General features: G+C 61.1%; 5 protein-coding genes and 1 pseudogene. All 6 read left to right on the plus strand.

Translation table 11 applies throughout. From position 1 onward, the window contains the following. On the plus strand, positions 1-1,822 hold a 1,822-nt coding region (locus EGM46_RS10985), incomplete at its 5' end, for a fibronectin type III domain-containing protein (protein WP_206427560.1). 104 nt (positions 1,823-1,926) lie between these two features. After that, positions 1,927-2,517: a hypothetical protein gene (locus EGM46_RS10990; RefSeq protein ID WP_046453795.1), complete on the plus strand. Its 591-nt coding sequence runs from the start codon at positions 1,927-1,929 to the stop codon at positions 2,515-2,517. Positions 2,518-2,690: 173 nt separating this feature from the next. Next, positions 2,691-3,617, plus strand: a complete 927-nt coding sequence (locus EGM46_RS10995) for a hypothetical protein (protein WP_125100198.1) — start codon at positions 2,691-2,693, stop codon at positions 3,615-3,617. After that, positions 3,614-4,330, plus strand: coding sequence for a hypothetical protein (locus tag EGM46_RS11000; protein ID WP_125100199.1), 717 nt, complete (start codon positions 3,614-3,616; stop codon positions 4,328-4,330). Before EGM46_RS10995 ends, EGM46_RS11000 begins: the two co-directional genes overlap by 4 nt. 1,151 nt (positions 4,331-5,481) lie before the next feature. Next, positions 5,482-6,702: pseudogene (locus tag EGM46_RS11005) on the plus strand (IS110 family transposase). Between the two features lie 504 nt (positions 6,703-7,206). Continuing rightward, entirely contained in the window at positions 7,207-9,810 is a 2,604-nt protein-coding gene (locus EGM46_RS11010; protein ID WP_164512876.1) for a helix-turn-helix transcriptional regulator, read from the plus strand. The last annotated feature ends 323 nt before the right edge of the window (positions 9,811-10,133 follow it).

Raw genomic sequence — 10,133 nt, forward strand, 5'->3', positions numbered from 1 at the left:
GAAAGCCGTGACTTTCCATGAACTCGGCACGGCAGACTCCCTCGTCAATGCGGCTGGCTTTGCGGCCACGGGCTCGCTCGGCTCCTGGCTCAGCGTGGCCTCCTCCTACGATGGGCGACGCCTCGTGGTCGGCGGGTACCACGAGCACGGTTCCGTGTGGAGCTCTGAGAACCAGGGTGAGAGCTGGCAAGAGCAGCCCAGCGAGGCCGGCACCGCGGCTTCGAATACGGTTGCCATCACCGCAGCCGGTTGGCAGATTTACGCGGGCAACGGTCTGAACGGCGGCAAGGTGATCCGTTCGGTGGCGCCTCCGGGCGGTGCCGGCATCACGCACTACCAGATCCAGTACACGCGGATGGATCCCTCCGACCCCGGTTACGACCCCGACGTCGTCACCTCCGATCCGCTCACCGGCTGGGTGAACTGGACACCGGGCACCCCGATCACCGGATCCCCGGGAGTCGTCGGCAACCTCATCAACACGAAGGACTACTGGTTCCGTGTTGCTGCGGCGAACAGCTACGGCAACGGCCCCTGGGGCGGACCTGTGAAAGCGACTCCGATGGGCACCCCAGACGCACCGCAGCAGCTGCGCGCCACCGCCGACAACGGCGAAGTCGCATTGACGTGGGAAGAGCCGGTGAGCGATGGCGGCTTCCCCATCGTCGACTACAAGATCGAATACCGGCTCGCGAGTGGTTCGGGCGCACCGGGGTCCGGTGGCTGGGTCCCGGTGGTGCGTGGCACATCTACCGCGCTCACGTATACCGTGACCGGGCTGCAGAACGGGCAGTGGTATGAGTTCCGTGTCGCCGCAGTCAACGAATCACCCGACCCGCTCGAAACTCGTGATGGGCAGGGACCGTGGAATGATCCCTTCTCGGAAGGGCATGCGACATCCGCTGACGAGCAGGCCGCATACGCGGCGACCTTTGCGAAACCCCTCACCGCGCCAACCGCGCCCAGGATCACACAGAGCGATGCTGACGTGATCCCTGACGATACGACCGTGACGCTCAACTGGCTCGCGCCCATTGACAACGGAGGCAGTGATCTCAAGAACTACACCGTCGAGATGTGTCGGGTGCCCGCAGGGCCTGCCCCGACCTACACAGACTGCGCAGACCCGGCTGCGGTGTGGACGACGGTACCCGTGGATCCGGCCGATGTGCTGCTCACCACGATAGAGGCGTCCGGTCTTACCAACGGGGTGAAGCACTGGTTCCGCATCACCGCGACGAACGAGGATGACCTCACGAGCCCCTTCTCGCTCGTGGTCACCGCCACACCGCGAGGGCCGGCCTTCATCTCGATCGGGGTCAGTGGCATAGGAGACGGCATGGATGTGAACGTGACCGAAGGCGATCGCCTCTCCTCCGCGAAGCAAACCGTCCAGGTGCGCACCAACTCGCCAGCGGGATACTCGCTCACCGTCTCCACCGAGACCGAGGAGCGAGCCCTCGTCAACGAAGAGATGCCTGGCGCATTGCTTATGTCGGGAACCGGAACGACGCTCTCTCCGACCACGCTCGATGCAGGGTCCTGGGGGTTCCGAGTGGACAACCTCGGAGGTTTCGGGGCGTCAACCGCCGTCGAACAGAACGTGTCTGGCGGTGGCCAGCACCTTTGGGCTGGGGTTCCCGGACCGACGGCCCCCGCGACGATCCGAAATTCGTCGACGGGAACCTGCGCGCAGGCGGTGCTCGACCCTGACCACTGCTCAGCCGACAACCTCGAGATCTGGTATGCGATGCGGGTCTCGCCCGGCACTCCACCCGGCCGCTATGAGCAGACGATCGTCTACACAGCGGTGGCCAACTGAGTGCCATCAGCAAGCTTCCCCACTGGACCTCAGATGGGAAGAAAAGGAAACGCACAAAGCGGGATGCGAGAGAGCATGTCTCGAAGTGCATGGAAAGGAACAACATGAAGAACAAGGCAAAGTTCGGTCTCGGTGCGCTGGCTTCGGCAGCGCTGATCGTGGCTGGTCTGGTCGTCACCCCGGGCGCCTACGCGGTCGGTGAGACCGACACCGAAAGCGACACCATCGGTGGTGAGGTCAAGGACGTCATCATCATCCAGACCACCGGAGATGTGAACATCAAGGCACTTCCGGATGCCGGCGGCCGCATCTCCTCGAAGAGCCATGACGTCATAGTCAGCACGACGTCGACCGGCGGATACACGCTGCAGGCGCGTTCGATCTCCCCGTCGAGCCTGATGGCAAATGTGAATGATCCTTCGACGGGCTTCGCTGCCGTATCGGGTACGCCGCTCGCGCCGGTCGCGCTCGGCAACGATCAGTGGGGTTTCCGCCTTGGCGCGATGCCTGATCTGAACAACGTTTCGTCGACACCGTACAACTTTGCCGGTATGACGAACGCCAACCAGACCATTAAGACGGCAGGCGCTGCGGTGATGGGCGATGTCACGAAGGTGAACTACGCGATCAAGGCGAAGGATCTCGCCGTGGGTCTGTACACCAATGAGGTTCTGTACACCGCAACGGCCCAGTAGTCGTCGCTGGAAACTAGCCCCGGCGAATTACAACAGGAACAGGCAGAGTGAGAATACCTATGACTATGCATAGCAGCGGATCGAGCAGCCGGGTGACGCGACGACCCGGGTTCTCCCTTGCGCACAGAGTGGGGATCTTCTTGCTCTGCCTGTTCCTTGTCGGAGCAAGCGCGGTGCTCACAGTGGACTCCGCGCTTGCCGTCGACGCAAGCGACGAGCCCTCGGCGATCACAATCTCGCCGACACGCGAGAAGCTCGCTCTCGACCCTGGTCAGTCCTACAATGGCACATTCGAAGTGTTCAACTCCGGAAGCAAGCCCATCGAGTTCAGTGTTTACGTGAGCCCATATCAGATCAGTGACATCGACTATCAAAATCCCGATTTCGAGACGGATGCTCCCCGTACCCAGTTGTCGCGGTGGGTCACCCTTGGCAGTGAGAGCGTGACATTGGAAGCGAACGAACTCACGAAAGTTCCGTACCTCATTCAGGTTCCTGAGGATGTACCGGCCGGAGGGCAGTACGCGGCACTCTTCGTGGAAACTCGGGTGCCAGACGAGTCCGATTCCTCCGTCGTGGTGAAGAGCCGTGCAGGAATGTTGCTCTATGTCACCGTGAACGGCGACACTCGCGAAGCCGGTCGGATCACGGAGGAACGGGTTGACTGGTGGCAGCCCGCGGCCCCACTCACGTCTTCTACTACCGTGAAGAACACAGGGAATACGGACTTCTTTGTCTCTTCCAGGATTCAGGTCTCGACACTCTTCGGGAATGAAGTATTCGAGTCCTCGAAGCAATCTCCTGTACTGCCGGACACCAGCAGAAGAATCGCTCTTGAATGGGCCGAGAGCTCTCCCGGCATCTACCAAGTGACGACGACGACCACGATTCTCGGGGAAGACCAGGTCAGCAGCAAGTGGGTATTCGTGTTGCCGCTGGGGATCTTGTTGGGCATCCTTAGTGGCCTCGTCTTGGCGGTAGGTGTCTTCTGGATCGTACGTCGTTCCCGCAAGCACAAGGTCTCTCGAGCGGTAGAGGCAGCAGTACAAGAAGCACTGCACGCCGAGCGGGCTGAGCGTCCAGAAGGGGAGAGAACATGACCGATAGCAGCCCCCGAAGGCAGTTCTTCTCCGAAGCAACTTCAGCTCGTATCAGCGCCAGGATGGCAGCAGTCATCGTGGCAATCCTCTTGCTCCCTGTGATGGTCTGCTCCGCTCCCGTGCTCCTTGGAAGTGAGGCAGCATATGGGGCGCCTCCCGGCCAGGTCAGCGCACTCTCGGAAGACAGTGAAGGGGGGCTGGTGTCAACTCGGGTCTGTGGCCAGCCCTCGGCAGAGTTTCTCAACTTTACGAAACAATCGAAGACGCATACCGCACAAAAGAACGTGATCGTTTCCGTTGAATTCGTGGGAGCTGACGTTGCCGAAATCTACCTCAATGGGTCACGAATCCTGCTCGGCGAAGGCCTCGGAGGGAAGGCGCAAGCCTACTCCGTCGACGTGGATCTGCTTATTGGGGAAAACATCGTCCGGCTTCTTGGAACCGAGACCTGCAGCACCGATAGCGGAGAGAAAGGTCTGTTCGCCGTCACTGAGACTTCGATCATATATGAGCCCGAAATCTCGACCGTTGACGAGCCAGATTCCGGAAGCGACCCTCCGAACATACCTATCCTCTCAGTTACTGGAACCGGGATCGACTTTCTGCTCGGAGTGCTGATCGGGGTCGTACTCTCCTTGCTTGGGTTGATCGCGTTCCGCAAAGCCAAGAGCCGTGTTAGCAAGGAGCCAACCGAGCATCGTCCACAACTGTAGGCGGCCACGATTTCCCCCTTCGTTTCTTACCCAGTCTCACCGAAACCGCTAGACACCGCGAGTAGTGAATAGTCCCTGGGTAGGCGATAGGTGTTGGTTGCCCGGTATCGACCGTTACCACTGTACGATCGCGGGCCCGAGTGGGAGCCGGAGTATCGCCCGTGCTTGTTGAGCGCGAATGGAGCAACGCATCGCGAATTGTTGCAGGAAGTAGTCCACGTATGCCGGGGCAGCGGGCAGCAGGCGTTCCGCGAGGGCAGGTCGAGGCGTTCGAAGCACTGAGCAGGGTGCCGACATGGCACATCCGCTATAACAACCATTCCGGCACGGTCACGCCCGTCTTTCACGGTAAGTGCCGGGCAGGGAGGAGAACCAGCGGTGGGTGCTTTTCGGTTGCTGTTGCGGCTGTGATACGTTCTGCTGCCTGCACGGCATCATCGGCGCGCAGGAGAACAGCGGCGTCGAGGGGAAGGTCGACTAGGTCCTCCGCAACCACCCGATCCTCGTGACTGCCATCGAAACTCTCGACGAGCTCAACGACATGCTCCCCGCCCACCGGAACGGCACGTCAGCTCGCGGGACAGAACGCGGCAGTCTGCCGGCTACGTTTCTGATACGAACGAGCATCCGCTCTGCCCGATGCACTTGGCGATCGCGTTCTTGAACTCTAGGCGTGTGCCTTGCTTCTGCTCTGGACCACAAGATGGGGCTCTGCTCTGAGCGTCGAAGATCGCTGAGCAGAGAGCGACACCTTGGACACCCGTGCACACACCCCGAACGGATCAAAACTCATTGCTCGTACCGCGCTTGCCTAATCTGATGTTCATGGCCACGCAACGACCGACCGTCTCCTTCCGTTGACCAACAGTGCATGGTTCTGTTGGTTCAACTATGCTGAGATCCCCGTTGCTTTGTTCGTAGCCCAGCATCCGGGAGGATGAGGGGCAAGGCAGCCAGCCGGGCCCGGCATGATTATTGCCCCCTGTCCAAGGAACGATTTGGGGGGGTGTCACCAGGCCCCGCCTGGCGGTGAGTGATCGCTGATAGTGGCAAGACCGGAACACGCTTGATCGCGTGGGGCCGTTCGTAACGTGGATGCCGATGCCCACCGCCACCTGACTGTCGAACCAGCCAGGAACGGAGGAACACCCGTGGGTCAGATCGAACATCACGACGAAGTGCAGGTTCTCATCGGCTTGGATGTCGGCAAAAGCGAGTATCATGCTGTCGCACTCACCCGCGACGGCACGAAGCTCTACGACAAACCGCTCCCGAATACCGAGGCCGGGATCATCCAGGCACTCAACCGGCTCCCCGAGCACGGGCCAGCACTCGTAGTCGTCCATCAGCCAGCCACGATCGGCACGCTCCCCGTCGCCTTCGCACAGGCATCCGGTGTGCTCATCGGCTACCTCCCTGGGCTCACCATGCGTCGCGTCGCGGACCTCCACCCCGGTGAGGCGAAGACCGACGACGCGAGGGACGCGTTCATCATCGCGGAGACCGCACGCACGATGCCGTGAATGCTTCGCTCGATCAGAGTCGCTGACCAGCAGATCGCGGAACTATCGATACTCTTCGGTTTCGATGACGATCTTGCTGCGCAGATCACGCAGGTCTCCAACCGGGTACGTGGTCTCCTCACCCAGATCCACCCCATGCTGGAGAAGGTGCTCGGGCCGCGTCTGGATCATCCCGCGATCCTCGATCTCCTGCAACGTTACCCATCACCGGATGACCTGCGCCAGGCCGGGCAGAAGCGCGTCGCGGCCAGGCTCCTCAAGCGTGCCCCGCGTAAGGGCTGGGTCTGGGCGGCGGACATCTTCGACGCGCTCGATCAGCAGACAGTGACGGTCGCTGGCACGAACGCCGCGAGTATCGTGCTACCACGGCTAGTGACACAACTCATCGAGCTCCGCCAGCAACGTACTGACATCGCGTCCGAGGTCGAGAAGATCGTGGTGGCGCATCCTCTTCACCCGGTCCTGACGAGTATGCCGAGAGTCGGCGTCAGGACCGCAGCCAGGCTCCTCACCGAGATCGTCGGGAAACACTTCCCCACAGCAGGGCACCTCGCCGCATACGCCGGTCTCGCACCCGTCACCAGACGCTCAGGCACCTCGATCCGGGGCGAATCGCCTTCACAGCGCGGGAACAAGGTCTTGAAGCGGGCGATGTTCCTCTCCGTGTTTGCGGCGCTCCGGGATCCCGAACCCCGGGCCTACTACGGCCGGATGATCGCGCAGGGCAAACGCCATAACCAAGCCCTCATCGCACTTGCGCGAAGGCGTTGCGACGTCCTCAACGCAATGCTCAGAACCGAGAGTCTCTACCAGCCACGTGCCCAGCATCACACCGCTCTCGCGGCTTGACAAAAGTAATAGGGCCACTCCCACCCAGGTCCGCTTCCCCTAGGGCCGGGGAACACCTGCTACCAACCGGAGGTTGAGGGATCGCGCCTATATGCTCATCCGTTATGGTCATCCGTTAAATCGGGGAGAATCGTTCTGGCCGAGTGGCGGCGATGCATGCCTCTTGACCCCCGATGCAGCGCGCTAAGGGCGCATCGAACTGCGGCAAGCCCGAGGCATAGCTACGCAAACCAACATGGGCAGACACTGAACTCTGCGCTTTCGGACATGATATGCGAAACCATATACATAGGCTCTTCGTGACATAGCCGTTTCAGGCTCGGACGTTTCCTTGTCTACGCAGGCTCTCCATTATGACGTTGGGTGCATCCCATGCGCCCGATGGCGGCCCTCATCCAAGTTGCAAAGCTTCCCGCCTTGCCGATAGCGGACTCAGGTAGGTTCCCTGGATCGGAGCAGCGGACGCATGGTGGGGTGTCGCGACATCGGCCGCATAGAGACGCAATGCGAGGGAAGCAGGACAGCATGATCACTGGGCGGGAAAAGGACCTGGATCTCGCGACCTCCCTGATTGGCTCTGGCATGAGCCTCGATATCGTCGGCACTCGCGGTAGCGGCAGAACCGCGTTCCTTGCGACGTTACAGGCTCGGCTGGAGGCCAGTGGCTGGCAGGTTCTCACGATTCGCGGAATTGCGTCGCTGAAGCAACAGCATTTCGCTGCCCTCCACCTCGCTGGTATCGCAGGCAGCAAAGTACCCGACCGAGTTCCTGCCTCACTCGCAGAAATAGCTGCCAGGCTTCGGACACGTCTCGAAGGAGCGAGGACCGCGATCTTCGTCGACGACTGGGACAACCTGGACGAAGCGTCCTGGGGCATCGTCGAATCAGTTCGGGCGGAACTCCTCGTTCCTGTCGCGCTATCTCGCCTCCAAGGGTTTCGCCCTCGCCAGAGCCCCAACGCTGTGCCCGCGGCGACCCTGCTTCCCACCTTCGTCGTCGAGATGAAGCCACTGCATCTCGATGAAATGGAAGCCATCCTCCAGGATCACCTTGGCGCTCCGCTAGAAACGGGAACCCTGAATAGGATCTACTCTAAGTCGGCAGGAAATGCCGGTCTCGCATTTGCCCTTGTGGACGCCGCTTTGCGGGAAGGCCGCCTGTCGCCAAGCGGCGGCGGCCGGCTGGCAAGCAAAGGGGATCTGTGGTCGCCCGGCCTGCGAGCTGTTGTCGAAACGCATCTGGAGGATCTCGACGAAGAGAGCAGGGAAGCTCTTGAGATCATTGCGATTGTCGGTGCCGCTGACCTTGAGACGGTCCGCAAGCTCGTTGAGTGGGACTCTCTCGAGTTGCTGGAGGAGCGCTCTTTAATCGCTTTCCTGCCCGACGACCGGAGTAGCCGCGTGACCGTAGTCCCGCCTATTCTCGCAGAGTACTTCCGCCATCAGAACGTCATCGCCCGCAGAACTCGCCTCGTCGAACTCATCGTCGAGCGAATCGGCTCAGCAGAGTCTGCTTCGGCCGTCCTTGCCGAGCGATCCGCCACCCAAACCATCGGCCATGAAGCTGTGTTCGCCGGGCTCGTTCGCGAGCGGGCAAGAGCCCGGCGGCTGGTGACATCGGTGGAGTGGGAGGCACACCCGACCCCTTCGAGTGCGACACGTTATATCTCCGCGCTCATCGAGTCGCACTCCGCCACGGTCGAGGAAACTGTCGACCGGGTACTCGCCGAAACCGACTCATCGCCGGGAGACCCCGAGAGCAGAGCGAGGTTCCTTGCGCTGCAGGCGAGCTGGGTAGCGCATGTTCACGGAGACATCGAAGCCGCGGTTCGCCTGCTTCGTGACCGAAGCGAGGACCTCGGAGCGTACGCACGCATTCTCGACGCAGCTGAGGTGTCAATTCTGACGTATCTCGACCGGGTGCCCGAGGATTTTCCCGCAAAGCTCGAACTCGTTGACGGCCTGCCCGTGTCGGTACAGCTTGCCCTCCTCGAAACACAAATGCTGGTGCTCGTTACTGGCTGCCGTTTCAAGGACGCGAGGAACGTCTTTCAGTTGATCGAGACATTGGATCCCCAAGCAAGCCGGACTCAGCCCAGGGTGCTTCTCGGGCTGGCGCTTCTCGGGCAGGGCCAGCACGCGGATGCCCTTCGGGTACTTATGAACGGTTTCGAAGAATCTCGTGGCCGGCTCGACACGGAAGGAGTGCGGGGCTTTGGTGCAGCCGCTGCAATCTGCCACACGCATTCCGGAGACTACTCGGCAATGGATGAGTTGCTCGACGCCGTCTTCGTGGTAGGCGAGCCAACGCCTTTCCCGCCTGGGGCGCAGATTGCGCTGCTCACCGTCGCAGCCAATATGGCCTCGCGCCGAGGACAGACACTCCTGGCAGAACGGTATGCCGGCGATGCGCAACGCTACAACCTCGCTGATGGCCCGCTACCCGGTCAGAGTCTTGCATGGCCGGTATCCCAGCTTCTGATTCTCAACGGGAGGCCCGCGGAGGCTGCAGACGAGCTCTGGTCCTCCGGAGAGCAGCTTTGGCACCGGAAGGCCTACTTCGCGAGCATCCTGAGCATGCTCGTCGCGCTGGAGATCAAGCCCGACGACGAACGCCTGCTCGTTGCACAGCGCCACCTGGAATCGATCCCCGAGGCCGCTGCCATGCAAGCACAAGGAAAGTACATCACGGCACTCCACAGCCATGATCCGCGAGGCATGATGAATGCCGCCACGGAGCTAGCCCAGACGGGACGATTCGGGCTCGCAGCAGCAGCCGGCCAGCTGGCGGCACAGTGGCATGGCGAATCCGGAGAACATGAGCTGCAACTCCAGGCGCTCGAGTACGTGTCGCGCATCAGATCGGACGCAGGAGACGTGGATCTCGACGTGCTGCGCTTCAACTCCTACCGCACCATGCTTTCTGAAAGAGAACTTGAGGTCGCAGAACTTGCAGCGGCCGGGCTGACAAACAAGGAGATCGCGACACAGCTAGTGATCAGCGTACGTACTGTTGACAGCCACATGCATCGCATCATGCGCAAGCTTGACGTGCCGAATCGCAGATCACTGAGCCACCATCTCAGGCAGGGACGATCAAGGCCATGAAGCAAGGCGCCGGGAAAGAAGAACTTCCTCTCTCGACACTCCAGACCTCACGGCACTAGACCCTGAATCCGACCACCATCACTCACAACACTTACGTCAGGACTTCAGGCCACCTATAGCGGGCAAGTCATTACTGGTTCGCGCCCCGAAGGTTACGTAAACCAACTCGCTCTGACCTCGCTGCGTTAGATGAATACCCAGAATTGATCTACTGGAGCGCCACCGAAAGAGCGGGCCAACAGGGGAAGGGAAAGGTCGGAGTGCATTCTGTGAGCTGGCTTGAGCTGATCCGCCTTGAGCCTGCCCAATCCCCCCCCCCCCCC

It is taken from the genome of Leucobacter chromiireducens (genome assembly GCF_003917135.1).
Classification (GTDB): Bacteria; Actinomycetota; Actinomycetes; order Actinomycetales; family Microbacteriaceae; genus Leucobacter; species Leucobacter chromiireducens_A.